This window comes from Microcystis sp. M061S2 (genome assembly GCF_020245605.1).
In the GTDB taxonomy this organism is placed as follows: Bacteria; Cyanobacteriota; Cyanobacteriia; order Cyanobacteriales; family Microcystaceae; genus Microcystis.
In genome coordinates this window covers 55,628-78,349 of sequence record NZ_JADBUP010000083.1, presented here as the reverse complement: position 1 = coordinate 78,349, position 22,722 = coordinate 55,628, and the positions used below count along the sequence as shown (strand labels likewise).

Below are 22,722 nucleotides of genomic sequence, written 5' to 3'. Positions count from 1 at the left end.
AGGGTCCCTCAATTTGCTAATCTAAAGGAAAGATAACCGATTCTTAAGACCAAATCTATGAGCATTCCCGAAATTAGCGTCGATGAACTCGCTCTCCGTTTAGCCGCTCATGATCCTAATTTACAACTTATTGATGTGCGCGAACCGGAGGAAGTTGCGATCGCATCTGTGGCCAGTTTTACCATTTTACCCTTGAGTCAATACCGAGAATGGTCGCCCACTATTGCCACCCAATTCAACCCCCAAGCGGAAACTCTCGTTATCTGTCACCATGGCATGAGATCCCTGCAAATGTGCCAATGGCTACAAAGTCAGGGTTTTACTAATGTTAAAAATATTAACGGTGGCATCGATGCTTATTCCCTCCTCGTCGATCCTAATATTCCCCGTTACTAATTTTGATGGCCTCAATCAGGAAAAGAGAGGGGTAAACTATCCCCTTTCTCCCCATTGATAACTGATAACTGATAACTGATAACTGATAACTGATTAAGCGTTATACTGTCTAAAAAAATGTTATAAATCTTTTGTTAAGATTATTCCCCTATGTCCGCTAGAACCCATCTCAGCGATCGCTATCAGCATATCTTAAAGGCGACAATCCAACATTATATCGCCACGGCCGAACCGGTTGGCTCAAAAACTCTGGTGGAGGAGTATAAATTTACTGTTAGTTCCGCCACGATTCGCAATGCTCTCGGTAAACTGGAAAAAGAAGGTTTACTCTATCAACCCCACACTTCCTCCGGACGCATTCCCTCCGATTGGGGTTATCGTCTCTACGTCGATGAGTTAATGACTCCCGATGACCGTATCGGCGAAAAAATCGGCTATTATCTGCATCGAAACGCTAAATCTCCCGCTTGGAGTCTCGAAAGTCTGCTGCAACGGGCCACCCAACTTTTAGCCGGTTTAAGCGGTTATATCGCTATCGTTACCCTCCCCCACACCCTCACTAATACCCTGCGTCATCTGCAATTAATCCCCGTCTCGAACCGGCAGATTATGTTAATTATTGTTACAGATAGTTTACAAACACGCTCGGTTATGATAGAGATTCCTGAGTCTATGGAAACGGACAAGAAGGATGGATTAGCAGAAGAATTACAAATCCTCTCTAATTTTCTCGGGGAAAAATTAAAGGGTTATTGCTTGGCAGATTTAATTAACCTCGATTGGCAGCAAATCGAGCGAGAATTTACCCGTTATACCCATTTTCTCCAACAATTAAGCCAAGAAATCGGCGCTAGTCTCCAATCCACTGCCACCCCGGAGATTATCGTCCATGGTGTCGCTGAAGTCATTCGACAGCCAGAATTCGCCCAATGGCAACAAGTACAAATGTTACTGCATCTCTTGGAAGCAGAACAGGATCGCCTTTTACCCCTGATTTTACAAAGACCAGAACCAGAAAAATCAGCCAAAAAAGTCAAAATCACCATTGGTTCCGAAAATCCTCTGGAATCCATGCGCCCTTGTACTCTTATCTCTGCTTTTTATAAACAGGGAGATACTCCCGTCGGTAGTGTTGGCATTATCGGACCGACGCGAATGTTATACGAAAATACTATTCCCCTGGTAGAATCCACCGCTAACTATCTCAGTGAAGCTATAAGTAAGTAGATATCGCCCGCAAAGGTTCGGGAATAGGACAATCGACAGTAAACTCTAAAATTGTCTCACCATCCCCCAAATAACCAGAATTGGCAAAACAGAGCAACATCCGCACCAGCGCCACCCACACCTCCGCATCGAACTCCCAATCCTGTCCCCGACGCGCTCCACAGGCGATCGATTTTAGCGCCCAAAAATAACTATTTCTCACCACCGAACCACCTTTTTTATAAACAGGCACATCCTCATGGTGAATATAAAGAATATCATCTTTAGCGATCGCTCTCATCGGTGGTTGGCAAAGTTGCAGGAATTTTCAGCTGACTGTCCTAGATAATAACATCTTTAGCGATCGCTTGAGTCGCTCCAGAAAACCCACCCTAATCATAAATTTATATGAAGATATTTGGCTTGTTCTCGGCTGAGATGAAAGATTATGTCAAGGTTTCCTAAAATGTACCAAACAGTCTTGACAAACTGAAGTTTTCTCCAATAGGGCTTTTTCATGGGATGGGATAGATTAATTCCTATCCCCAGTCTAGGGTTTTGATAATATTCACTGATGAATGGCTCACTTTAAAATCAGCTTTTTTCGGGGATATACGCAGCTAAATTGTTTTATCTCAAGAAAAATCAACAAAAATCTCCTTGACAAAACCAAAAGCTGCCAATTAAAATAAACGTCGATCAGAATCAAAAGGAATAGGTATATATTACCTATTTTCTGCCGATGTTGATTTTCTGCCGATGTTCCCCTAAACCTTTTGAACTCAGGCAATTTGCTCAATTTATCCCCTTGTTAGACAAGGAAAAATCATGAGAAGCCATCAAGTTGCAGTTTTATTATCTACCTTTGCCACCGTTGCCCTAGTTGCCCCCGCAGTCCAAGCGGGAACCCTCGTTACCTCCCTACCGATTGTTTTTCAAACCACGACACCTAGTTTTAACTCCCCTTCTTCTCCACCACCACCTAGTGGCAATCCCGATCCCATCAATGGCATCGGTGCTACGATCACCAATGCAGGACAAGGTGATACAGACCCCTTTACTCCTGCTACTGGCGGCGCAATTCTAGGTAATTTCATCGCCGCTAATGTTTTAGGTTCATTCACTTACGACTCTTCCAATGCTGACGGTAAACTAGAGTTCGATCTCTTTGCTCACGGAACTCACGTATTCAATAGCGTTCTTGCCAGTGGCGTTGCTAATATTACCAGTACCCCCTTCAACTTCGATGTCTCGTCGGTGGTACCTACTAACTTTAGTCTTCCTCTGTTCATTCGTTTCACTCAAACTGGTACTAGCGTCTCTTCCACTTTGGCTGGCGTTAAAATAAAAATCACCACCAAAACACCTGAACCCGGAACTATGACCGCTATCGGTTTATTAGGTCTGGGTTTAGCCGGTGCCGCTACCCGTCGTCAACTGCAAGAAAAAACCAAAACCAAAGTCTAACCCTTCGACTAAGCTCAGGGCGAGATTAGCGAAAATTTCGGTTTAATATCAAAACTGGGTGTGTCAGGTTGGGCGCATCTCAATTTTTGAAGAACTATCTAGGGCTTGCTGAATAAATATAAAAACCTTGTTGGATAATATCTTTAGGCCTTTTTGAAATCAAAAAGTGCCAGCCCTTGGAGTGATCAGGGGGAAAATTTAGGCACTTTTTCCCTGAAAATTGGGTAATTGACCACCTAAAAATGGGTAAAACCCTACACCCCACACCCTACTACTAGGAAAAACTTTTTCAGCAAACCCTATTTAACTATGACCACTAATACTGTCACCACTCCCTCGGCCAAAAAACTCTGGTTAGCAGCCATTAAACCACCAATGTATAGTGTGGCGATTATACCGATTATTCTGGGAACAGCGATCGCTTATCAGGAAACAGGTGGATTTTCTCTCCCGATTTTTGGCACTTTTATCCTCTCAGCTATTTTAATTCTCGCTTGGTTAAATCTCAGCAATGATGTTTTTGATGCCGATACCGGGATCGATGTCAATAAGGCACATTCGATCGTTAATTTAACTGGCAATAAATCTTTAATTTTCTGGCTAAGTAATCTTTTTCTATTAGTGGGTATTGCTGGTATTTTTGCTATTAGTTATGGGCGAGGCGATTGGATGATCCTAGAATTAATCGCCCTCTGCTGTTTTTTGGGCTATACCTATCAAGGTCCGCCCTTCCGTCTCGGTTATCAAGGATTAGGTGAAATTATCTGTTTCTTTACTTTTGGACCCTTGGCGATTGCGGCTGCCTACTATTCCCAAGCTGGCACTTTTTCTCTCTCTAGTCTAGCGGCTTCAATTATTATCGGGATTACCACTTCTATCATCCTTTTTTGTTCCCATTTCCATCAAGTCGCCGATGATCTCAAAGCGGGTAAAAAATCACCCATTGCCCGTTTGGGGACTTTAAAAGGTTCTAAAGTTTTAACCGTAGTGACGGTTCTCGTTTATGTTTTAACGGTAGTTTTTGTGCTGCTGCAGGTTTATCCCCCTCTCACCCTTTTAATCTTCCTTAGTCTCCCTTTCGCTTGGCAATTAGTCCACCACGTTAACCAAAATCACGACCAACCTCAGCTAGTCAGTAACTGCAAGTTTATAGCGGTTAATCTCCACTTTTTTAGTGGCATTCTCTTCTCCCTTGGCTATTTCCTTGCTTCCCGTTGATCAACCCGATTTTTTTTCTTAAAGCCCTGTATCAGTTATCAGTTATCAGATTTGAGTTTTAAGTGTGCAGTATGTATTAAGTGGGCCGTATTAAATAAGGCGGATTCAGCCTTAGTCTGGTACATCTTCCAGTTTCCTACTGTCTTTTTACTGATCACTGATTACTGTTTACTGATCACTGATGACTGTACCCGATCGAGTTTGCACCTATTAACGGAAAAGTGACAGAATAGGGAGATAGATCGCCACAAATAAAGGTTAGCATGAGTGAACAACCCCTCGGATCGGTTATTCAAGGTTCCCTGAGTGAAGGTTTAGAAATCCGTCTTTATCCGGATATTTCCGTGGAGGATATGCGCGTCGGTAAATTTTTAGTGGTGCAAGGCACTCGCTCGCGTTTTTTCTGTCTCCTCACCGATGTCTCCCTGGGTAACTCTAGTCCCCGGATTATCGCTAACCCTCCCCATCCCGATGATAGTTTTATGCGCGATGTTTTAGCGGGTAGCGGTACTTATGGTACTATTGAACTATCTCCTATGCTTATGTTTACGAAGTCAGAGGAAGCCCCGGCTTTTCAAGCCGGGATATCTCTGACTCCGACTGGAGGTAATTCCCCGGCAGTTTCTGACACTTCTTTAGGCTCTTTTCAACCCCAAACTAGCGCCGATTTAGAATTACTGCCAGTTAAAACTATTCCCGCCCATTTTAGCCAAGTTTATGAAGCTTGTGAGCAGGATTTTCGCATGGTTTTCGGTTGGGAAGATGATCCCACCAGAAAGAATTTTGCCATTGGTCAACCCCTTGACATGGACGTGCCAATATGTATTAATCTTGATCGCTTTGTGGAACGTAGTAACGGCGTTTTTGGCAAATCCGGGACGGGAAAATCCTTTTTAACCAGGCTGTTAATTTCGGGTATTATTCGCAAACAAGCAGGGGTTAACCTCATGTTTGATATGCACTCGGAATACGGTTGGGAAGCGATGAAAGAAGGGAAGGAGGTTTCTACGGTGAAAGGATTATGTCAATTATTCCCCGGACAGGTGGAAATTTATACCCTCGATCCCGATTCTACCAAACGCCGGGGAGTACGAGGAGCGCAGGAATTATTCTTAAGTTATAATCAGATTGAAATCGAGGATATTCGTTTAATCGGTCGGGAATTAGGCATCTCGGAAGCTAGTTTAGATAATGCCAATATTCTCTATAACGAGTATGGAGAATCTTGGATTACTCAGTTATTAAATATGAGTAACGAGGATATTAAAATCTTCTGTACGGAAAAACAAGGCCATGCCGGATCAATTATGTCCCTCCAGAGAAAATTAATGCGTCTGGAGAGTTTGAAATATTTAAAAAGTTCTTGTCCCCACAATTATATCGATCAGGTTTTACAAGCTTTAGATGCGGGTAAGCACGTTGTCATTGAATTTGGCTCCCAAAGTAATATGCTTTCCTATATGTTAGCCACCAATATGATCACCCGTCGGATTCATGCTAATTATGTTAAAAAAGCTGAATATTTTTTACAAACTAAAAACCCCGTTGATCGGCCGCAACAGTTAGTGATTACCATTGAAGAAGCTCATCGATTTTTAGATTCTGCCGTGGTGCATCAAACTATCTTTGGAACCATCGCCAGGGAGATGCGAAAATACTTTGTTACTCTCTTAATTGTCGATCAAAGACCTTCAGGAATTGATAACGAAGTTATGTCTCAGGTAGGGACGAGAATCACCTGTTTATTAAACGATGAAAAGGACATCGAAGCCATATTTACTGGGGTTTCTGGAGGGGGAAGTTTGCGATCAGTTTTAGCGAAATTAGACTCAAAACAACAGGCTTTAGTTTTAGGTCATGCGGTCCCTATGCCGGTAGTAATTCGTACTCGCGCCTACGATCAAAAATTCTACACTGAAATAGGCGCAACCGACTGGCGAGAATTACCCGATGAGGAAGTTTTAGCGGCGGCCAAAATTGCCAAAGCCGATCTAGGATTTTAGAAAAATTAATTTTTGATTGTAGAATAGAGTTGGATTGTTTTTACTGTTTACCTCCCATGACCGCTCAAATACCGATCTCGAAGATCAGCTTATACGATCGAGATTTTCAGCTATGGATCGAGACAACCGTTAACCAATTACGACGGGAAGATTTTGCCTCGGTTGACTGGACTAATCTGATCGAGGAATTAGCAAGTATGGGAAAAAATAATCGACACGATCTCAAAAGTTTGTTAATTCAATTGTTAGATCATCTGCTCAAGTTAGTTTATTGGCAGACGGAAAGAGAGTATAATGCTAATCAATGGGAAGCGGCAATTATTAATTTTCGAGTTCAAATTGCCGAGCTGCTGGAAGACAGTCCTAGTTTAAAACCTTATCTCCTCGAAAATTTCGATTCTTGTTATGGAAAAGCTAGGCAAATAGTCTCGAAATTGAGCCAGCAAGAAATTCCCATAGAAGTCATTATTACCCCAGCAGAAACCCTGGATGAAAACTGGTTTCCCTAACTATGCAACAAGGTGATTTAATCGAGATCGAGATTACCGACCTCAACCATACGGGCGAAGGTGTGGGAAAATACCGAGGACAGGTGATTTTTGTACCAGATACGGTTATTGGCGATCGCATTCAAACTCGCATCACCTATATCAAAAAAAGTCATGCGATCGGCAAACTACAAACTATTCTACAAGCATCTCCCCATCGTATCCGGCCCCGCTGCATCGTTGCCGATAAATGTGGTGGCTGTCAATGGCAACACATCGAGGATCAATTTCAGCTGCAGGTCAAAAAAGAGCAAGTACAAGAGGTATTAACCAGAATTGGCGGTTTTACCGATCCTTTAGTTTATCCTCCCCTCACCGGTAATTCTCCCCTCGCTTATCGCAATAAAGCTACCTATCCCCTCGGATTTTCCCCCACTGGCAATGTGCAAGCGGGTTATTATCGTCGCGGCAGCCATCATCTGATTAATCTCAATCAATGTCCGATTCAAGATCAGGCTTTAAATCCGTTTCTAGCAGAGATAAAACGGGATATTCAGGAGCAAGGCTGGTCAATTTACGATGAAAAGACCCATCAAGGACAATTACGCCATTTATCCCTAAGAATTGGCCGCCACACGGGAGAAATTTTATTAACCCTGATTAGTACCGATAATAATTTACAGGGAATTGAGACCCAGGCGCGGCAATGGCTGGCAAAATACGCCAATTTAGTCGGTGTAACCGTGAATTATCACCCCGATCGAGGGAATGCTATTTTTGGCGCTCAGACCACAACTATCGCCGGACGGGATTATATTACCGAAAAGTTCGCCGGATTAACCTATCAACTGGCTGCCGATACCTTTTTTCAGGTTAATACAGAGGCTGCTGAGGCCTTATTTGCGGTTATTTGTCAGAAATTAGACCTTAAAGGTGAAGAAATTCTTATTGATGCCTACTGTGGCATCGGTACTTTTACTTTACCCCTCGCTAAACGGGTTAAAGAGGTGATTGGACTAGAATCCTATAGCTTTTCCCTCGATCGAGCCAAGATTAACGCTCAATTAAATAATATTACCAACACAACTTTTATTTTGGGGGCAGTAGAAAAAACTTTACCGCAACTGACAGTTAAACCCGACATTATTCTACTCGATCCGCCCCGCAAAGGTTGCGATCGCTCTGTCCTTGATAGTCTGCTACAACTGCAAAGTCAACGCATTGTTTATATCAGTTGTCAAAGTGCAACTTTAGCCAGAGACTTGCAATATCTCTGTAAAACAGGCGATTATCAACTGCTAGAAGTGCAAACAGCTGATTTCTTTCCCCAAACTCCCCACGTCGAATGCGTCGCTTTTCTTAGACAAAAAACAGCGAATATGGTAGGATGAAATAGGAGGAAAACCCAGACACTTTAGCCGTTTATAGCTGAAAAGTCAATGGTTAAAAATTATAGCATATCAGTATCGGTTCCAGTCAACTACTTTTTTGATTAATCACCCGCTCAAAGTGGCCTTGATTCTCGATTGGTTTGTAGATCAATCATAAAAATATCTAATCAATCTCAGAGACAGAAAAGGGACAAAACATGACTCATTAGGTATGGCAATCATCTAGATCGACGGTTAAGAGACCTTAATCTTTCTGTAAGAGAACAGTCATTGAATAAAAGCTAGAGGTAAAGCGCGTGATTGCTATTTCACTGCCCACAAGCAAACGAAGTTGGAACACCATGAGTTTCGCTTCCACCTTGTATCTTTGTCCGATTTTAGATTTATTGACCGCTAGTATTCCCGAAGAATTAGAACCAGAAATTAGATTAGGATTGCAGGAAGCTTTAGTTAATGCCGCTAAACACGGCAATCATCTCGATCCCAGCAAAACCGTGGTTGTTCAATTTTCTAGCAGTAAAGACGAGTATTCTTGGGTAATTACCGATGAAGGTTGTGGATTTACGCCAGGTTGTCACCATCATGGCTGTAGTTGCGATTGCCCCAATTTTCCCCCTGAAGAAGCGGAAAATGGCCGAGGACTGTGTATGTTATATCAAATCTTCGACCAAGTTCACTGGAATCAAACAGGAACCCAACTGAAACTTTCTAAACAAATTAAACAGGAACGCTGGTTGAATTAATGACCATGACCGTGAGAAGGACAGGGAGGAGCAGAAATCGAGCGATCGAGCCAGCCTGTAGCCTGTTGTAGCCGAGGAAGTGCTTCTTCTGGCTGATTATCTAATAAAAACACCAAAGCCGTCCCTAATTGTTCAGCGGCCCGAGCATTACGATTGGCCTTCAGACGATGCCAGTCAATCGGTGCGATCGCCAAACGTTCCGCCAAAATCCGCGCCAATTCCAGGGTAGATAGATCATCAACAGTCTGAGAGGAGGAAGAGACAGGGGATGGAATCATAATCAAAAGGTTTCGTAAAACCGTAAAATCGTCTATAACTATAGTTTAGACGCAGGAAATCCCATCGAGTCCATGTCCTTAGAAGAAAACCCATACCCTAACGATGAATCGGCAGAATTTACCCAAGCGATTGAAGAAGTCGAAGCGGCGATCGCAACACTAAAAGACCGTTATCGACAGATCAACGAAGCAGAACAGCAAAAAAAAGACCTAGAAGCACAATTTAGTCAAATAGAACCCCAATGGCGGGAAAATCCCCTACCTGAACTAGAAAAGGAATTGGTACAAATTCGCGAACAGATTCAAGAATTAGAGGTAATTTTAGAAAGCAATTTACTCAAAGAAGGGGAATTAAAGCGCCTATTCTGGGAAGGAATCCGTCGCGGACTGCTGGGGGAAGTTTTTTGGCAAATTGTCCGCTTTGGTGGTATTGGAGTCTTACTGGGTTGGATTCTGCGATCCTGCACTGGGTGATTAACTGGTATCTAAATTACTTGTTAAGACGGCACTGGGGAGGAGAGAAGGGGCTCTCTTGGATTTGGTGGGTAAAATGTATTCTAAGATACATTCCTCCTAGCGAAGGGGTGGAACGAACCACAAAGACACAAAGGACACAAAGATCGATCGATCATATAGTAAGTTAAACTTATCACACAGAACCTAGAAGAGGAGAGAAGGTAGCTTTTTTTCAGTGAATGCTCACCTAATACCGCTCACTGAAAAATCGCCTATCTCCCCATCTTTCTATTTCGGTAAAATTCGGCCAATAGTGCGATTTTCCGGGGTAAAAGTCTCTTTAGCCACCCGTTGAATATCGGCTGCCGTGACAGCATTATAAGCATCTAATTGGGCGAATAAATTACGCCAATCGCCGGTTTTTACCTCGTATTCGATCAAGGATCGCGCCATGCCCATGTTAGAATCAAGACCTCTTAATAGGGCTGCCCGTAGTTGATTTTTAACCCGTTCTAATTCCTGTTCCGAAACCGGTTCATTTTTCAATCTTTCCAACTCCAAATTTAAACCCTGCGCTACTTCCTCCAGGCTGGCATTAGGAGCGCTCAGAGCATAGAATAACAGCAAATTCGGGTATTTATCCCCCGGAAAGCCGTTAAATCCCTGGGCAGCGAGGGCCAGTTGTTTGTCCTCCACTAAAGCTTTATAGAGTCGCGAAGTTCTTCCTTCACTCATTAAAGTGGCGATAACCTCGTAAACCGCATGATCGGGATGATTGAGGGCGGGACGATGGTATCCTTCTAAATACCAAGGCTGCGAGGCTAATTTTAGGGTAATTTCCTTTGTTTTGGTTTGGTTCGGTTCCACTACTGTCACCTGTGGGGGTTTTGGTTTAGCGGGAAAACGACCAAAATAAACCTTAGCTAACTGTTTGACCTGTTCTGGGTCCACATCCCCGGCGATAGCTATGGTTAAATTACTGGCAGGATAAAATTTATCGAAAAAGTTTTGGATATCTGAGGGTTCCAGATTGCGAATATCTCGATCGTAGCCGATAACGGGACGTTTGTAGGGATGGACAGTATAAGCTTGATCGAGAAAAGCTTCGATTAATAGACCCAAGGGGCTATTATCCGTCCGCATCCGTCTTTCTTCTAGAATTACGTCTTTTTCTTTGTAAAATTCCCGTTGGAAGACCGGTTCTAAAAATCGTTCCGATTCCAAAGACATCCACAATTCCAATTTATTCGACGGGAAGCTGTAAAAATAGCTAGTTGCATCGCTGGAAGTGGTGGCATTTAAACCGACTCCTCCCTGAGTTTCGACGATTTGCCCGTATTCGTTGCGTTGGACGAATTTCTCGGACTCTGCCTTAGTTTTTTGAAATTCTTCCGTTAATTTAGCCACTTCTGCACTTTTACCCGCTTTTTTAGCCGCTTGCAGTTCTTTGTCTATAGCTTCAAGGCGATCGAGGACTTTTTTCTCGCTAAGATAATCGCTAGTACCGATGGTTTTTGTGCCTTTAAAGGCTAAATGTTCCAAAAAGTGGGCAACTCCTGTTTTACCGTCTGGTTCATCGGCACCCCCCACATCCGCGTAGGTGACAAAGGAAATAACCGGGGCATCGCGATTTTCTAGGATAATAAATTTTAGTCCGTTGTCGAGGCGAAATTCGGTAATTTTTTGTTGAAATTGCTTAAGGTAGGGGGTAATCGATTGTACATCGGCTGGTTGCTCTTTCGCTTGGGCAAGAAGGGGTGAGAAACTCCCAAAACCCCAAAACACAAGGAAAGCCACCCAAAAGCCGATTACAGCCCGATAATAGGGGTTATTTTTAATGATCATAGATAGTTTTATCAGGTATCGTAGGAGCGAGGGATTGATCACTCTGTTCGATCTTAGCAGTCGATTGTTAGGAGAGGGGAAGTGGGGAAGTGGGGAAGTGGGAAGTGGCGTGTGAGAATTATGAATTATAAATTATAAATTATGAATTGGGAGTGGGGAGTGGGAAGTGGGGGGAATAAATAAAAGCAATCTCCTGACTCCCGACTCCTATCTCCTGACTCCTATCTCCTGACTCCTGACTTTTAGACAAAAAATCTCTCCCTAAAGAGGAGAGAAGTCAAAAAAAAGCACGAATAACAATGGGGGGGAGGCGGTTTTTATAGGTCGCCACCACGAAAAGCTAGTAGGAAAATGACAAAGGGGCCAGCTAACATGATTAGCGCCACGAAGGTGAGTTGAAAAATGGGTTCTAAATTGAGAGCCGCAAATAATTCCATGATGTCTCCTAACCTGTCTACAATGATTTTAAGGGCTAATCTGGTCAAAACCATTGTCTATCATACAGGGGATGATTCGCTGGTTTTCCTGATTCGATACAAAAATACATAAAGTTTTGTTGCAATTCTGAATTTTCCCGCTTTCCTATTTCCTTCCCACTAGGGGCAATCTCAATGTTCAACTCTTTGGCCACATCTCCCGACTCGTTAACCCAGATTTATACTGGTTTTCAGGCACTCTCGGAGCCCCTACGGCTGCAAATTTTGCAACTGTTGCGGCATCAGGAATTATGCGTCTGTGAATTGCGCGACCATCTTGATATCGCCCAATCTAAATTATCTTTTCACCTAAAAACGCTAAAAGAAGCCAATTTAGTCCGCAGTCGTCAAGAGGGTCGTTGGATCTACTACAGCCTGAATCTATCTCAATTTCTTCTCCTAGAAGAATATCTATCCGAATATCGTCGTTTTAGTTCCCTCGTCCCCGCTCGTTTCTGCGAGGAAAATCAGTAACCGATCAAGATTTTTAGAAATATTAAAGCTTTATAACTAGCTTTTACCCTTGACATATCAACTTTTTTTGAAATAATAAAGGTGGGTTGCCCAATCTCCCATTATTCCCTTTCCACCTTTGTGCGATGACTAATCAAATCAATCCTAAAGCCGCCAAAGCTGGTGGTAGCCTTAGTGTTTTTGAAAAATACCTTACCCTTTGGGTTATTTTCTGTATTTTGGCGGGAATTGCCCTCGGTCGGTTATTTCCGGACGTAGCGCGGACTTTAGATGCCATGAGTATCTATAACGTTTCTATTCCGATCGCCATCTGTCTTTTCTTCATGATGTATCCGATCATGGTTAAGATCGACTTTTCTCAGGCTCTCCGGGCTGCCCGTACTCCCAAACCAGTTATTTTAACTTTAGTGGTTAATTGGCTGATCAAACCCTTTACCATGGTGGCGCTGGCTCAATTTTTTCTCGGCTGGCTATTTCTGCCTTGGTTGAGTCAAACGGAGATTATCCGAGGACAGACGGTAAGTTTAGCTAGTTCCTACACTGCTGGAGCTATTTTACTAGGAATTGCTCCCTGTACGGCCATGGTCTTGATGTGGGGCTATCTTTCCTACAGTAACCAGGGTCATACCCTAATTATGGTAGCAGTCAATTCCCTAGCGATGCTTTTTCTCTACGCTCCTCTAGGTAAATGGTTACTGGCAGCTAATAATTTTGTAGTCCCTTGGCAGACCATTGTTTTTTCTGTGTTAATCTACGTTGGTTTACCGCTTATTGCCGGTATCTATAGCCGTCACTGGATTTTTAAACATAAAGGACGCGCCTGGTTTGAATCGCGTTTTCTTCACTATCTCAGTCCTGTGGCAATCACTGCCTTATTGTTAACCTTAATCCTCCTCTTTGCTTTCAAAGGCGATTTAATTGTTAGTAATCCCCTGCATATTTTCCTGATTGCTATTCCCCTCTTTATTCAAACTAATCTGATTTTTTTACTTAGTTATGTGGCCGCTCTCAAACTCAATTTAGTTTACGAAGATGCGGCTCCCGCTGCTTTAATTGGTGCTAGTAATCATTTTGAGGTAGCGATCGCCACTGCGGTGATGTTATTCGGATTGAATTCGGGGGCTGCTTTAGCGACAGTAGTGGGGGTATTGATTGAAGTACCTGTGATGTTAATGTTGGTAGAATTCTGTAAAAAAACCGCCTTTTGGTTTCCCAGAGATCCAGAAAAAGCCACCCTTCTTGATCCTCGTTGCTTGAGTTCTTATAAATAATTATTCACCATGATCCAATCGACTCACAAACCGAGAATTCTTTTTTTGTATGGCTCTTTACGGGAACGTTCCTACAGTCGTTTATTAGCAGAAGAAGCGGCCAGAATTATCACTGAATATGGGGCAGAAGTGCGCTTTTTTGATCCCCGTGAATTGCCGATTTATGGCAGTGTTCCCGATACTCATGCCAAGGTGCAAGAACTACGAGAATTAAGTCAATGGTCTGAGGGTCAAGTCTGGTCATCTCCCGAACTTCACGGCAATATTAGCGGCATTATCAAAAACCAAATTGATTGGATTCCCTTAAGTATTGGTGCGATTCGGCCAACTCAAGGCCGCACCTTAGCAGTCATGCAAGTAAGCGGAGGTTCCCAATCTTTTAACGCGGTTAACACTCTGCGAATTCTTGGTCGTTGGATGCGAATGTTTACTATTCCTAATCAGTCTTCGGTGGCTAAAGCTTATCAAGAGTTTCACGAGGATGGCACGATGAAAGATTCCCCCTATCGAGATCGAGTTATTGATGTGATGGAGGAACTTTATAAGTTTACCATTCTCCTGCGAGATCAGGTAGATTATCTGACCGATCGCTATAGTGAAAGAAAGGAAAAAGCCGCCGAAGAAATAGCCAAAATTGCCCATAAAGCTATTAATTAAATCAATTTCTAGGAGTTAAAATCATGAAAAAAGTTATGTTTGCCTGTAGAAAAAATTCCTGTCGTTCCCAAATCGCCGAAGGTTTCGCTAAAACTTTAGGCGCGGGGAAAATTGCTGTCACCAGTTCCGGATTAGAAGCGGCCAAAGTTCACCCCGGAGCAATCGAAGTTATGGGGGAAATTGGTATCGATATTACTGACCAAACTTCCAAACCAATTAGGGATTTTAATCCTGAAGATTACGATGCCGTTATCTCCCTATGTGGTTGCGGTGTCAATCTGCCGGAAGGATGGGTTTTACAGGAAATTTTCGAGGATTGGTTAATTGATGATCCCGATGGTCAACCCATCGAAACTTTTCGCCGAGTTCGCGATGAAATTAAGGCTAAAGTTGTGGGATTAATTGAACAGTTAAGTAGGTAGTTGTTAAAAGTTGTCAGACACCCCCCTTATTAAGGGGGGATTAAGGGGGGATCAGAGGCAAAATCTATTTTTAATTTAATTATAACTACTTACTTAAGTTAATTTCTCCCAAATTTTTGCGGCTCTCTTGTCGTTTGTGTGATAGATTTTAGCGATCAAATCTGTCTTGCTCTCTCTGTCCTTTGTGTCTCTGTGGTTTATCCCCAAGATAATCTTTTTTCTAGCTTATCCCTTGGGGGAGAAAAATAAGAGCGGAAACCACAGTTGATGAAGAATATCTTCATTAATTCGACGCACGGCTAACCATTCCAACATATTAGAACGATGGCAGGTGGCCACTGCGATGGCACTGATATCATCTTCTTCTGCTGCCGTCAAAACTTCTAATACAGGTGTTCCTTGTCGCACTTCGCTCTGTACTTGCAAACCGAGTTTTTCTAGTCGCACTTGCACCGATTCTAATTCCCGACGGGCATCATTTAAACGGTATTCGGTGACACCGGGATCGCGACTGATATTTTCCACTACCCGGAGGAGGAGACATTGCTCAAAAGAGCCAGGGGCGCGAGTTTGAGCGTATTTTTCTATCTGTTCAATTAGATAAATCGCGTCGGGACTGCCATCGTAGGGAATTAATAAATGTTTCCAGAGATGCTGACAGCGCAGGGCTAATTCATCGTGAGTATAAACTGATAATAATTGCGGTCGGAAAATCAGCAGCGGAATATCGGTCATAGCTGCGATCGCTAAACTGGTACTACCGAATAATTTTTCTTGGACAGCGCCGCGCCTGGGATTGCCCATCAAAATTACGTCGATAGAGTGATGCGCGAGGATTTCCCGCACGGCATCCACGGGACGACGGTTAGAGATTTCCAGACTAACTGTCATACCGTCGGGAATATTTGCTAAAGCTGGGGATAATTTTTCTTTAGCCGCGTCAATTTTTCCTTGATCTACGGCAGCTAGGGTGGGTTGTTCCCAAACCGGAATACTGTGGAGGAAGATAACTTGTTTTAAGCCGCTCAGGGCTAAGTGTGGCACACAATGGACAAGACGATGGAGACCATCGAAAAGATCTGTACAGATCAAAGCGCGCTCGAACATAAATTAACCCCTAGCAATTCGGTTATTCTTCCCTAAGAATAGCTAAAAAGGTGAAGAAATGCGCCCCGCATCCCTAGCTCGTTTCCGGAGAAACCCAGCCGGAGAAAGAGGTCGCCCGCAGGGGTGAAATGAGTTATTGGGGAGCCCAGGGATTAGAATCTAGACCCCACTGGTGTTTGAGAAAAGCTTTGTACATATTTTCTCTGACCATCATTTGTTCGTAGAGCTTGATCAGGAAATCCTGCGCTTGCTCCTGACTCATTTTTTCTACCTGAGTCTGAAAAGAACGAATGTTGAACTGTTGTTCTAAGGAAAGTTCGATCGGTTGAGACATGGTGTTCCTCCTCGATGAAGACAGTGGTTGATAACAAGCGAGATGGGTGATCGGTATCACCTTTTTTAACTAATGTAACAAATACTTGACAAAGTGTCAATGTATCTGTAAAGAGGGTTTTGCTTTTTCCCTCCCGTTAGCTAGGATACCCCGCCGCCAAAAGGAAAGAAGCATATAATGATACATTTAGCAAGAGTTTTAATAAAATTTTGCTTACTGTGAACAAATACTTAAGTAGTTATACTTAGGCAGCCCAGAGCGAGAGAAAATATTTGACAAATTGTGTAAACATTCTGTAATAATCGAAGAGAGCGGCATAAATCGGGTAAGTTGAATGATTAGCCCTGTTAACAGCTAAAAAACGTAACCCCTAGATTCCGTCCCTCTCGTTGAAATCGTTAAGGATAGTCGAAATTGACGGCCACAGCCGCTATCGTGCAGAAACTACAAGCTTATCGCTGGGAAACATCCTCCTTAGCTCTGTTTGCCTTAAAAAAATCAGCATACAGGCAGGGAATGTCGCACAAGTTTTTACATCAACCTATACTTGGAGGAATCCATCATGTCCATTCGTCTATATGTTGGTAATTTGCCCAAAGAATCCGTCGAGCGCGAAAAATTACAGGCGCTTTTTGCCGATGAAGGGGAGACGATTACCACTAAAGTCATCAAAGATCGCAAAACTGGCAAATGTCGCGGTTTTGCCTTCGTTACCGTCCCTAGCGATGAACTAGCCGACCAGTTTATCGAAAAATACAACGGCCAATCCTTCATGGAAAACCCGATCAAAATCGAGAAAGCTCTCCCCCGCAGCAAGGGAGGTAAAGAAGAAGGAGAAGAAGCAGAAGGCACGGAGGCCAGCGTAGAAACCCCCGAAAAAGTCGAAAGACCGACTCCGAAACCGACGACGGCAACACCGCGCAAATCCGGTGGCGGCAGCGGCAAAAAACGCAAGGGTGAACGGGGTGGCAGTAGTACCCCGAAAGTTACCGGCGATGGTGACGCTTTACAGCCAGATCCCCGTTGGGCCAATGAATTGGCTAAACTCAAGGAAATGTTAGCAGCTCAGGCCACTAATCCCTAATTCCATTGACAAGAGGGCAAGGGATAGCCGATAACTAAGAGGTTCAAAATATCGCTTTTAGGAATGTGCATCATGACAGCAATCGATCCGGTCATTCTTATGAAACAGGAGGTCGGTAAGGCCGCCGCTAATCTAGTTCAATCTAATTCAGTCGTGGGATTGGGAACTGGTTCAACGACGGCCTACGCGATCGAGTATCTGGGCGCTAGACTGCAAAGCGGGGAAATCAGCAATATTGTCGGGGTTCCTACTTCTTTTCAAGCGCAAGTTTTGGCTAGGAAGTACGGAATTCCCCTCACTACCCTCGATGTCATCGTGAAGATGGATATCGCTATCGATGGGGCCGATGAGGTGGATCCCCAGAAAAACCTGATTAAAGGTGGCGGTGCCGCCCATACTCAGGAGAAAATTGTCGATAGTCTCGCCGATATTTTCGTCGTGGTAGTGGATGGCAATAAGCTGGTGGATAAGTTGGGATCGACTTTTCTTTTGCCGGTGGAAGTGTTACCCATGGCCATGACTCCAGTTATGCTGAAATTAGAGGCCCTCGGTGGTAAACCTTCCCTGCGCATGGGAGTGAAAAAAGCCGGCCCCGTGGTGACAGATCAAGGCAATTTAGTTATCGATGTTAAATTTGATAGTATCGATGATCCGGCTGATTTGGAAAGAACTATTAATAATATGCCGGGGGTTTTAGAAAATGGTTTATTTGTCGGGGTTGCTGATCTGATTCTCGTCGGTGAAATTATCGACGGTAAGCCGGTAGTCCGCGAGATTAGGTAGGATTAATTATTCTTAATCTAACAGTGAAACAGGCCTGCAGCCTGTTTTATTATTATGGGTGTATACAGACAAAGAGCAAAATAAAGAGAGGCTATAGGCTAATAAAAAATATGTCCCTTTTTGACAGAAAATATCTGGGAAGATTGCAACCAGCGAGACTCAAAAGAACTGAGATGAGTGGTGGTAATTAAGGTTTGAAAACGGTCTTCGATCGCATCTAATAATTGATTTTGTCGTTCGATATCTAATTCGGCTAAAACATCATCGAGGAGTAGTAGAGGAGGTTCCCCGATAATCTGCTCTAATAACTGTAATTCCGCTAATTTCAAGGCTAAAACTAAGGTTCTTTGTTGTCCTTGGGAACCGTAGGATTTAGCGGGGTTTTGGTTAATTAAAAAATCCACTTCATCCCGGTGGGGACCGACTACCGATGTCCCTAGTTGTTTCTCTGCCAAACGACGGGTTTCAATCTTATCTAAAAAAGCCCTTTGTACCTCATTGACATCATCTTCTAGCCAAGGCACATTGGGAACATATTGTAATTCTAAAAATTCGGTTTTTCCGCTAATACTTTCGTGCCATTTTTGGGCTAAAGGAATTAATCTTTGCAGGACTCGCGCCCTTCTTCTCGTCACTCTTGAACCAGTTTCTGCTAGTTGTAAATCCCAGAGTTTTAGTTGGGATAAATCTGCATAAACTTTGCCCTCTAATTCCTGTTTACGAATCTCTTTTAAGAGAGCATTTCTTTGTCGTAAAACCTGATTATATTGCTGTAAAATATGAACGTATAGGGGTTCTAATTGAATTAATAAAGTATCTAACCAATCTCGGCGAGCTTCCGGACCACCACGCACTAAATCCAGATCGAGACTAGAAAATTGTACCGCATTAATCACGCCCAAAAAATCGAGATGACGGCGCAGGGGTTGACGATCACGGATCACGGTGCGACGACCGGAAGAACGGAGAATTAAACTTAATTCTGATGCGCCATAAAGACGATTAACCCTAGCAAAAATTCTCGCCTCTGAGTCCGATTCTAGCACCAGATCCCGATCCTTGCTGACTCGATGGCTCTTGAGAGTGGCCAAAAGTTCGATCGCTTCTAGTAAATTGGATTTTCCCTGAGCATTATTGCCCAATAATATTGTTTTTTTGGACTCGAATTTTAGCACCTGTTCGGCATAATTTCTAAAACTGTGAAGGTGTAGGTGTTCGAGATACATTGCAAGTTGGGGGTTGGGGAATTATGAATTATAAATTATAAATTATGAATTATGAATTATAAATTATGAAGTGGGGTGTGGGGTGTGGGGTGTTGGGGGTGGGGGAGTGGGGAGAAAAAAGCTGATAACTGATCACTGATAACTGATCACTGATAATGGCAGAGGTTTAGGGTTAAGTGAATTTGGTATAATTGCCCTTGACAATCAATATTTTATAGTAGCTTTTACCTTGAAAATTCCTTTTTTGCCTTTAAAACAGATTGAAAGTCTATCTAAACTCGCTTTGATTGCTATACTCGCTTTTGATGCTTCTGTTTCCCTCGCAGGACAATTTCCCGATGGCAGAGTATTTTTTGAGGGTTCTCCCACTCTGGTTAATTTCTTCGCTACTTTCCAATCCGTGCGTGCTTGGGGGGCAAAATACTATCTTACCATCGCTCTACCGCCGTCTCTCGGGGCGCCCTTGGGTAAAGTAACCATACAACAGCAGCCTAATATTCAAACTATTGCTTTTCTTCTCGATCAAACCTTTGCTTTTCTTGGCGATCGCAATCAGCGAGGCGAAAAATTAACCCTAAAATCCACTACTTTTGACCCCAAGACTCAGACGATCACGGTCATTTTTGATCCTCCTGTCCCCCCCGGTAATACCGTTTCCATCGGTCTGAAACCAGTACGAAATCCCGATTATGGTGGTGTCTATCAGTTTGGAATTACTGCTTATCCCCCCGGGGAGAATTCTCCCGGATTATATCTAGGTATCGGACGTTTAGCAATTTATGAGGCTGGCGATCGCTGGTAGGCTGTTCCGCGTCTAAAAACAGTGAGCAGTGAGCAGTAAAAAGACAGGAGGAAACTTCTATTTAATTAGGAATAGGTGCAGCCTTAAATCGAAAACTGTAACCCCTAAATTATCATCGGCAAAAGTTCCCTGACTTCGTTGTCCATTTAAAGTCAGGGATTAAGCGTTTGCTTGACCCAAATTCGGAATTGTTTTAATGCCATTGCACTACCGATTTTTTGACTATTTTGTAGCGTTTCTGGAATTTTTTCTATTAGATTAAATTGAGAAAATAGTCGGCTTTGGGAAGATTCAACATATTCTGATCCTTGCAAAACATTGATTTCTAGTCTCTCCCCATCATATCGCCACAATTCAGGAACACCCAATCGCTCATAATTATTAAATCGGGTTCGCTTAGTGATATCAATTTCAATTGCTAAATCGGGAGGGGGATCAATAGCCAGATCAAGTCGCTTTTTTCCCCTGACAGCAGCACAATTTTCGATATAAAAAGACTCATCTGGTTCTATTCCTTGATCCATTTGCTGATTTTTAAAGGTTGTCGATCCGGCGGGTTCATAGTCTAACTCTAATTCATCCAGGAGAACTTTAACCAAATCCCCGATTAAAACTTTGGTGTTTTCATGAATAAAAAGAGGAGTCATTGCTTCTAAAGTTCCCTGACTATAAGATAGACGAATTGACCGTCGCTCTCCCAATTCGTCAAGAATTTTTTCATAATCTTGCCAAGTGAGTGAAGTTAACAACAGGCGGTCGCCTGGGGTAACAGTTAGTTGTTTTAATGCTAATAACATCAGAATTTGTCGGCTCAGTTGTTATGATTGGGCGGTTTAGTCAGTATTTAACTTTTTTCTACCTTAGACTATATATAGCAGTTTTCATCAGAATGAGGCATGGGCAAGGGGCTTAAACTCTTGGTTGGCAAAACTTGTCGATACCTCAGTAACGTGAAAAGCTCTATATGCAAACTGAAAACTCAAATCTGATCACTGATCAAGGAGAACTTCCCACCCGTCTGAGTTTTAGAAAAATTTAACTTTATTCAATCCATGAACATCTGTTCAGATGTTATACTAAAGTCAGTAAAGAAGTTCAGAGGTAGTAACCATGATCGCTGTCACCACCATGAAATGTGCTTGTGAATCCTGTACGTGTCAAGTATCGATCGCCGATGCCATCAAAAAAAACGATCAATACTACTGTTGCCAAGCTTGTGCCGATGGTCACGTTGACGGGAAAGGCGGTGGACACCAGGGCTGTTGTTGCAGTCAAATTTAGTTATTGGGGAGAAAGGGACAAGTATCGGGATTGAAGATTCGAGCGATACCTCCCTTTCTCAACTTTCCCTTAATAACCGATCAGGAAAAAACATGGCCATAGAGAAAATAGCACCGGTTTGTGGGGAATCCCATCACCAAGAGGCGAAATTCCAGCACTTGCAGGGATTAGAAATCGAAAAAGCCCAAAAAATGGCCGAATTTTTCAGCCTTTTGGGGGATGCCAACCGCCTAAGAATTCTATCGCTTTTAGCCAAACGAGAATTATGTGTTTGTGACTTAGCCGACGACTTAGGGATGAGTGAATCGGCCGTATCGCACCAGTTAAGAACCCTAAGAGCCTTAAGATTAGTTAAATACCAAAAACAGGGACGGAGAGTCTTTTATCGTCTTGCCGATCATCATGTTCTTGACCTTTATTATGCGGTCTCGGAACATTTAGAAGAGCCAGCGGACGAGGACTAAAACAGTCCCAAAGCGGGTAAAACAAACTGTAAGAGCAGAGAACCAATCCCCTGCACCATTTGGTCTAATTGAGCGTTGCCACCACCTTGTTCTCGCGGTTTTAGGGCGATTTCCATGCCTTTAATAAAATTCTCTGCCGCTTCGTAACCGGGGGTATTACCTTGTCGTTCAAAGAGAGTCGAAGCCATTTGAGCGTCCTGGGCCGCTAGAGCATTTTGTCCCAGACGATAGTGAGCCATGGCCCGGGCCAGATAAGCTGGAGCATATTCTGAGTTAATTGTCAAGGCCTTATTAAAATTTTCTATAGCGGCGCTGGTGCGTCCCTGTTTTCCTTCCACCATCCCTAGTCCGTAGAATAGTTCAGGAGTACCAGCACTACTGGGAATTCCCACCGCACCCTGTACATAGGCAGTGTCTAGTTTGGTGTTGTCGAGGTTAGCATTATTGAGATAAGCACCTCTTAAATCCGCACCCGTCAAGATTGCTCCAGTTAAGTTCGCTCCAGTCAGATTAGCACCAAAAAGAGAGGCTCCGGTTAAATTTGCGCCACTCAGATCCGCTCCACTCAAATTAGCTTGACTAAGATTGGCACCGACGAGATTGGCCCCATTTAATTTTGCCCCGACTAGATTCGATTGCACTAACCCCGAACCGCTCAGATCGCATTGGGGACATTTTCGGGTGGATAATAATTGCTGTAGGTGGTTTAAATCTTCCGTCTGACCAACTAGGGACAAGTTAAGGGGAAGACTGAGGACGAGGGTGAGGGCGATCAATTTGTACATAGTTTAAAAATAAATCTATTTATTATTACTGATAATACCCATTCGATCGGGGCTAATCGCTTAAC

Annotated in this window: 27 protein-coding genes; 18 read left to right on the top strand and 9 right to left on the bottom strand. The window is 43.2% G+C overall.

All coding sequences use genetic code 11. The annotated features are described in order from the left end of the window. The first annotated feature begins 57 nt into the window (after nt 1–57). On the top strand, nt 58–396 hold the full coding sequence (locus IM475_RS15050; protein ID WP_287657231.1) for a rhodanese-like domain-containing protein: 339 nt from the start codon (nt 58–60) through the stop codon (nt 394–396). Between the two features lie 150 nt (nt 397–546). Further along, nucleotides 547–1,623 (top strand): heat-inducible transcriptional repressor HrcA, encoded by a 1,077-nt coding sequence (gene hrcA / locus IM475_RS15045; RefSeq protein ID WP_287728087.1) that lies wholly within the window; start codon nt 547–549, stop codon nt 1,621–1,623. On the opposite strand, the gene IM475_RS15040 is transcribed toward hrcA, so the two are convergent. Continuing rightward, on the bottom strand, nt 1,610–1,903 hold the full coding sequence (locus tag IM475_RS15040; protein WP_287728086.1) for a hypothetical protein: 294 nt from the start codon (nt 1,901–1,903) through the stop codon (nt 1,610–1,612). The two genes, hrcA and IM475_RS15040, sit on opposite strands and share 14 nt — an antisense overlap. A gap of 527 nt (nt 1,904–2,430) precedes the next feature. Between IM475_RS15040 and IM475_RS15035 the strand changes: the two genes are divergently transcribed. From IM475_RS15035 to IM475_RS15010, 6 genes are all read left to right on the top strand, one after another. After that, on the top strand, nt 2,431–3,069 hold the full coding sequence (locus IM475_RS15035) for a PEP-CTERM sorting domain-containing protein (RefSeq protein ID WP_287728085.1): 639 nt from the start codon (nt 2,431–2,433) through the stop codon (nt 3,067–3,069). A 309-nt stretch (nt 3,070–3,378) separates the two neighbouring features. After that, nucleotides 3,379–4,287: a 2-carboxy-1,4-naphthoquinone phytyltransferase gene (gene menA, locus IM475_RS15030; RefSeq protein WP_287728084.1), complete on the top strand. Its 909-nt coding sequence runs from the start codon at nt 3,379–3,381 to the stop codon at nt 4,285–4,287. 263 nt (nt 4,288–4,550) lie between these two features. Next, the gene (locus IM475_RS15025; protein WP_287728083.1) at nt 4,551–6,290 is read left to right on the top strand and encodes a helicase HerA domain-containing protein; all 1,740 of its coding nucleotides are present in this window, start codon (nt 4,551–4,553) and stop codon (nt 6,288–6,290) included. A 56-nt stretch (nt 6,291–6,346) separates the two neighbouring features. Further along, a complete protein-coding gene (locus tag IM475_RS15020) occupies nt 6,347–6,799 on the top strand; it encodes a DUF29 domain-containing protein (RefSeq protein WP_287728082.1) in 453 nt (150 codons plus the stop codon). 2 nt (nt 6,800–6,801) lie between these two features. Further along, on the top strand, nt 6,802–8,169 hold the full coding sequence (gene rlmD / locus IM475_RS15015) for a 23S rRNA (uracil(1939)-C(5))-methyltransferase RlmD (RefSeq protein ID WP_287657224.1): 1,368 nt from the start codon (nt 6,802–6,804) through the stop codon (nt 8,167–8,169). A gap of 341 nt (nt 8,170–8,510) precedes the next feature. Continuing rightward, nucleotides 8,511–8,912, top strand: a complete 402-nt coding sequence (locus tag IM475_RS15010; protein WP_002744122.1) for an ATP-binding protein — start codon at nt 8,511–8,513, stop codon at nt 8,910–8,912. Here IM475_RS15010 and IM475_RS15005 read toward each other — a convergent pair. Continuing rightward, nucleotides 8,909–9,190, bottom strand: a complete 282-nt coding sequence (locus IM475_RS15005; protein ID WP_002735085.1) for a DUF6439 family protein — start codon at nt 9,188–9,190, stop codon at nt 8,909–8,911. The genes IM475_RS15010 and IM475_RS15005 overlap by 4 nt on opposite strands. Before the next feature lie 72 nt (nt 9,191–9,262). Between IM475_RS15005 and IM475_RS15000 the strand changes: the two genes are divergently transcribed. Further along, nucleotides 9,263–9,664: a sll0565 family protein gene (locus IM475_RS15000; protein WP_271930798.1), complete on the top strand. Its 402-nt coding sequence runs from the start codon at nt 9,263–9,265 to the stop codon at nt 9,662–9,664. Between the two features lie 270 nt (nt 9,665–9,934). On the opposite strand, the gene IM475_RS14995 is transcribed toward IM475_RS15000, so the two are convergent. Next, nucleotides 9,935–11,491 carry a M16 family metallopeptidase gene (locus tag IM475_RS14995; RefSeq protein WP_287728081.1) on the bottom strand — a complete coding sequence of 519 codons (1,557 nt, stop codon included), beginning with the start codon at nt 11,489–11,491 and terminating at the stop codon, nt 9,935–9,937. 317 nt (nt 11,492–11,808) lie between these two features. Continuing rightward, on the bottom strand, nt 11,809–11,928 hold the full coding sequence (psb30, locus tag IM475_RS14990; RefSeq protein WP_002736367.1) for a photosystem II reaction center protein Ycf12/Psb30: 120 nt from the start codon (nt 11,926–11,928) through the stop codon (nt 11,809–11,811). Between the two features lie 174 nt (nt 11,929–12,102). Between psb30 and IM475_RS14985 the strand changes: the two genes are divergently transcribed. The 4 genes from IM475_RS14985 to arsC all read left to right on the top strand — a co-directional run bounded on the left by IM475_RS14985 (nt 12,103) and on the right by arsC (nt 14,791). After that, nucleotides 12,103–12,441, top strand: a complete 339-nt coding sequence (locus tag IM475_RS14985; protein WP_287728080.1) for an ArsR/SmtB family transcription factor — start codon at nt 12,103–12,105, stop codon at nt 12,439–12,441. A 125-nt stretch (nt 12,442–12,566) separates the two neighbouring features. Further along, nucleotides 12,567–13,712 (top strand): ACR3 family arsenite efflux transporter, encoded by a 1,146-nt coding sequence (gene arsB / locus IM475_RS14980; protein ID WP_002780507.1) that lies wholly within the window; start codon nt 12,567–12,569, stop codon nt 13,710–13,712. Nucleotides 13,713–13,721: 9 nt separating this feature from the next. Then, nucleotides 13,722–14,369: an arsenical resistance protein ArsH gene (arsH, locus tag IM475_RS14975; RefSeq protein ID WP_287728079.1), complete on the top strand. Its 648-nt coding sequence runs from the start codon at nt 13,722–13,724 to the stop codon at nt 14,367–14,369. 23 nt (nt 14,370–14,392) lie between these two features. Continuing rightward, entirely contained in the window at nt 14,393–14,791 is a 399-nt protein-coding gene (arsC, locus tag IM475_RS14970) for an arsenate reductase, glutathione/glutaredoxin type (RefSeq protein WP_110578143.1), read from the top strand. 225 nt (nt 14,792–15,016) lie between these two features. Here the strand turns inward: arsC and IM475_RS14965 are convergent, their stop codons facing one another. Further along, entirely contained in the window at nt 15,017–15,898 is an 882-nt protein-coding gene (locus IM475_RS14965) for a universal stress protein (RefSeq protein ID WP_287657217.1), read from the bottom strand. 133 nt (nt 15,899–16,031) lie between these two features. Further along, nucleotides 16,032–16,232, bottom strand: a complete 201-nt coding sequence (locus IM475_RS14960; protein WP_002739006.1) for an NblA/ycf18 family protein — start codon at nt 16,230–16,232, stop codon at nt 16,032–16,034. 562 nt (nt 16,233–16,794) lie between these two features. On the opposite strand from IM475_RS14960, the gene IM475_RS14955 reads away from it, so the two are divergent. Together IM475_RS14955 and rpiA are read left to right on the top strand one after the other, a co-directional pair. Next, nucleotides 16,795–17,316, top strand: a complete 522-nt coding sequence (locus tag IM475_RS14955; RefSeq protein ID WP_287657216.1) for an RNA recognition motif domain-containing protein — start codon at nt 16,795–16,797, stop codon at nt 17,314–17,316. 72 nt (nt 17,317–17,388) lie between these two features. After that, complete coding sequence (gene rpiA / locus IM475_RS14950; RefSeq protein WP_149985664.1) at nt 17,389–18,099, top strand: ribose-5-phosphate isomerase RpiA; 711 nt, start codon at nt 17,389–17,391, stop codon at nt 18,097–18,099. Nucleotides 18,100–18,197: 98 nt separating this feature from the next. Here rpiA and recF read toward each other — a convergent pair whose 3' ends face one another. Beyond that, nucleotides 18,198–19,325 carry a DNA replication/repair protein RecF gene (gene recF, locus IM475_RS14945; RefSeq protein ID WP_110578146.1) on the bottom strand — a complete coding sequence of 376 codons (1,128 nt, stop codon included), beginning with the start codon at nt 19,323–19,325 and terminating at the stop codon, nt 18,198–18,200. Nucleotides 19,326–19,554: 229 nt separating this feature from the next. On the opposite strand from recF, the gene IM475_RS14940 reads away from it, so the two are divergent. Continuing rightward, nucleotides 19,555–20,127 carry a DUF2808 domain-containing protein gene (locus IM475_RS14940; RefSeq protein WP_287728078.1) on the top strand — a complete coding sequence of 191 codons (573 nt, stop codon included), beginning with the start codon at nt 19,555–19,557 and terminating at the stop codon, nt 20,125–20,127. A gap of 152 nt (nt 20,128–20,279) precedes the next feature. On the opposite strand, the gene IM475_RS14935 is transcribed toward IM475_RS14940, so the two are convergent. Further along, entirely contained in the window at nt 20,280–20,924 is a 645-nt protein-coding gene (locus IM475_RS14935) for a Uma2 family endonuclease (protein ID WP_287728077.1), read from the bottom strand. Nucleotides 20,925–21,237: 313 nt separating this feature from the next. Between IM475_RS14935 and IM475_RS14930 the strand changes: the two genes are divergently transcribed. After that, a complete protein-coding gene (locus IM475_RS14930; RefSeq protein WP_287728076.1) occupies nt 21,238–21,408 on the top strand; it encodes a metallothionein in 171 nt (56 codons plus the stop codon). A 92-nt stretch (nt 21,409–21,500) separates the two neighbouring features. Next, complete coding sequence (locus tag IM475_RS14925) at nt 21,501–21,872, top strand: ArsR/SmtB family transcription factor (protein ID WP_002760406.1); 372 nt, start codon at nt 21,501–21,503, stop codon at nt 21,870–21,872. Here IM475_RS14925 and IM475_RS14920 read toward each other — a convergent pair. Beyond that, complete coding sequence (locus IM475_RS14920; RefSeq protein WP_287657209.1) at nt 21,869–22,657, bottom strand: pentapeptide repeat-containing protein; 789 nt, start codon at nt 22,655–22,657, stop codon at nt 21,869–21,871. The two genes, IM475_RS14925 and IM475_RS14920, sit on opposite strands and share 4 nt — an antisense overlap. Nucleotides 22,658–22,722: the final 65 nt, after the last annotated feature.

Excerpts from the sequence above, each read along its gene's own strand:
- IM475_RS15050 (WP_287657231.1), top strand. The coding sequence starts at position 58 with ATGAGCATTCCCGAAATTAGCGTCGATGAACTCGCTCTCCGTTTAGCC.
- menA (WP_287728084.1), top strand. The coding sequence starts at position 3,379 with ATGACCACTAATACTGTCACCACTCCCTCGGCCAAAAAACTCTGGTTA.
- IM475_RS14935 (WP_287728077.1), bottom strand. The coding sequence starts at position 20,924 with ATGTTATTAGCATTAAAACAACTAACTGTTACCCCAGGCGACCGCCTG.
- IM475_RS15040 (WP_287728086.1), bottom strand. The coding sequence starts at position 1,903 with ATGAGAGCGATCGCTAAAGATGATATTCTTTATATTCACCATGAGGAT.
- IM475_RS15000 (WP_271930798.1), top strand. The coding sequence starts at position 9,263 with ATGTCCTTAGAAGAAAACCCATACCCTAACGATGAATCGGCAGAATTT.
- IM475_RS14920 (WP_287657209.1), bottom strand. The coding sequence starts at position 22,657 with ATGTACAAATTGATCGCCCTCACCCTCGTCCTCAGTCTTCCCCTTAAC.
- arsB (WP_002780507.1), top strand. The coding sequence starts at position 12,567 with ATGACTAATCAAATCAATCCTAAAGCCGCCAAAGCTGGTGGTAGCCTT.
- IM475_RS15010 (WP_002744122.1), top strand. The coding sequence starts at position 8,511 with ATGAGTTTCGCTTCCACCTTGTATCTTTGTCCGATTTTAGATTTATTG.
- hrcA (WP_287728087.1), top strand. The coding sequence starts at position 547 with ATGTCCGCTAGAACCCATCTCAGCGATCGCTATCAGCATATCTTAAAG.
- IM475_RS14965 (WP_287657217.1), bottom strand. The coding sequence starts at position 15,898 with ATGTTCGAGCGCGCTTTGATCTGTACAGATCTTTTCGATGGTCTCCAT.
- arsC (WP_110578143.1), top strand. The coding sequence starts at position 14,393 with ATGAAAAAAGTTATGTTTGCCTGTAGAAAAAATTCCTGTCGTTCCCAA.
- IM475_RS15035 (WP_287728085.1), top strand. The coding sequence starts at position 2,431 with ATGAGAAGCCATCAAGTTGCAGTTTTATTATCTACCTTTGCCACCGTT.
- recF (WP_110578146.1), bottom strand. The coding sequence starts at position 19,325 with ATGTATCTCGAACACCTACACCTTCACAGTTTTAGAAATTATGCCGAA.
- arsH (WP_287728079.1), top strand. The coding sequence starts at position 13,722 with ATGATCCAATCGACTCACAAACCGAGAATTCTTTTTTTGTATGGCTCT.
- rpiA (WP_149985664.1), top strand. The coding sequence starts at position 17,389 with ATGACAGCAATCGATCCGGTCATTCTTATGAAACAGGAGGTCGGTAAG.
- IM475_RS14955 (WP_287657216.1), top strand. The coding sequence starts at position 16,795 with ATGTCCATTCGTCTATATGTTGGTAATTTGCCCAAAGAATCCGTCGAG.
- IM475_RS14995 (WP_287728081.1), bottom strand. The coding sequence starts at position 11,491 with ATGATCATTAAAAATAACCCCTATTATCGGGCTGTAATCGGCTTTTGG.
- IM475_RS14930 (WP_287728076.1), top strand. The coding sequence starts at position 21,238 with ATGATCGCTGTCACCACCATGAAATGTGCTTGTGAATCCTGTACGTGT.
- psb30 (WP_002736367.1), bottom strand. The coding sequence starts at position 11,928 with ATGGAATTATTTGCGGCTCTCAATTTAGAACCCATTTTTCAACTCACC.
- IM475_RS15020 (WP_287728082.1), top strand. The coding sequence starts at position 6,347 with ATGACCGCTCAAATACCGATCTCGAAGATCAGCTTATACGATCGAGAT.
- IM475_RS15005 (WP_002735085.1), bottom strand. The coding sequence starts at position 9,190 with ATGATTCCATCCCCTGTCTCTTCCTCCTCTCAGACTGTTGATGATCTA.
- rlmD (WP_287657224.1), top strand. The coding sequence starts at position 6,802 with ATGCAACAAGGTGATTTAATCGAGATCGAGATTACCGACCTCAACCAT.
- IM475_RS14960 (WP_002739006.1), bottom strand. The coding sequence starts at position 16,232 with ATGTCTCAACCGATCGAACTTTCCTTAGAACAACAGTTCAACATTCGT.
- IM475_RS15025 (WP_287728083.1), top strand. The coding sequence starts at position 4,551 with ATGAGTGAACAACCCCTCGGATCGGTTATTCAAGGTTCCCTGAGTGAA.
- IM475_RS14925 (WP_002760406.1), top strand. The coding sequence starts at position 21,501 with ATGGCCATAGAGAAAATAGCACCGGTTTGTGGGGAATCCCATCACCAA.
- IM475_RS14985 (WP_287728080.1), top strand. The coding sequence starts at position 12,103 with ATGTTCAACTCTTTGGCCACATCTCCCGACTCGTTAACCCAGATTTAT.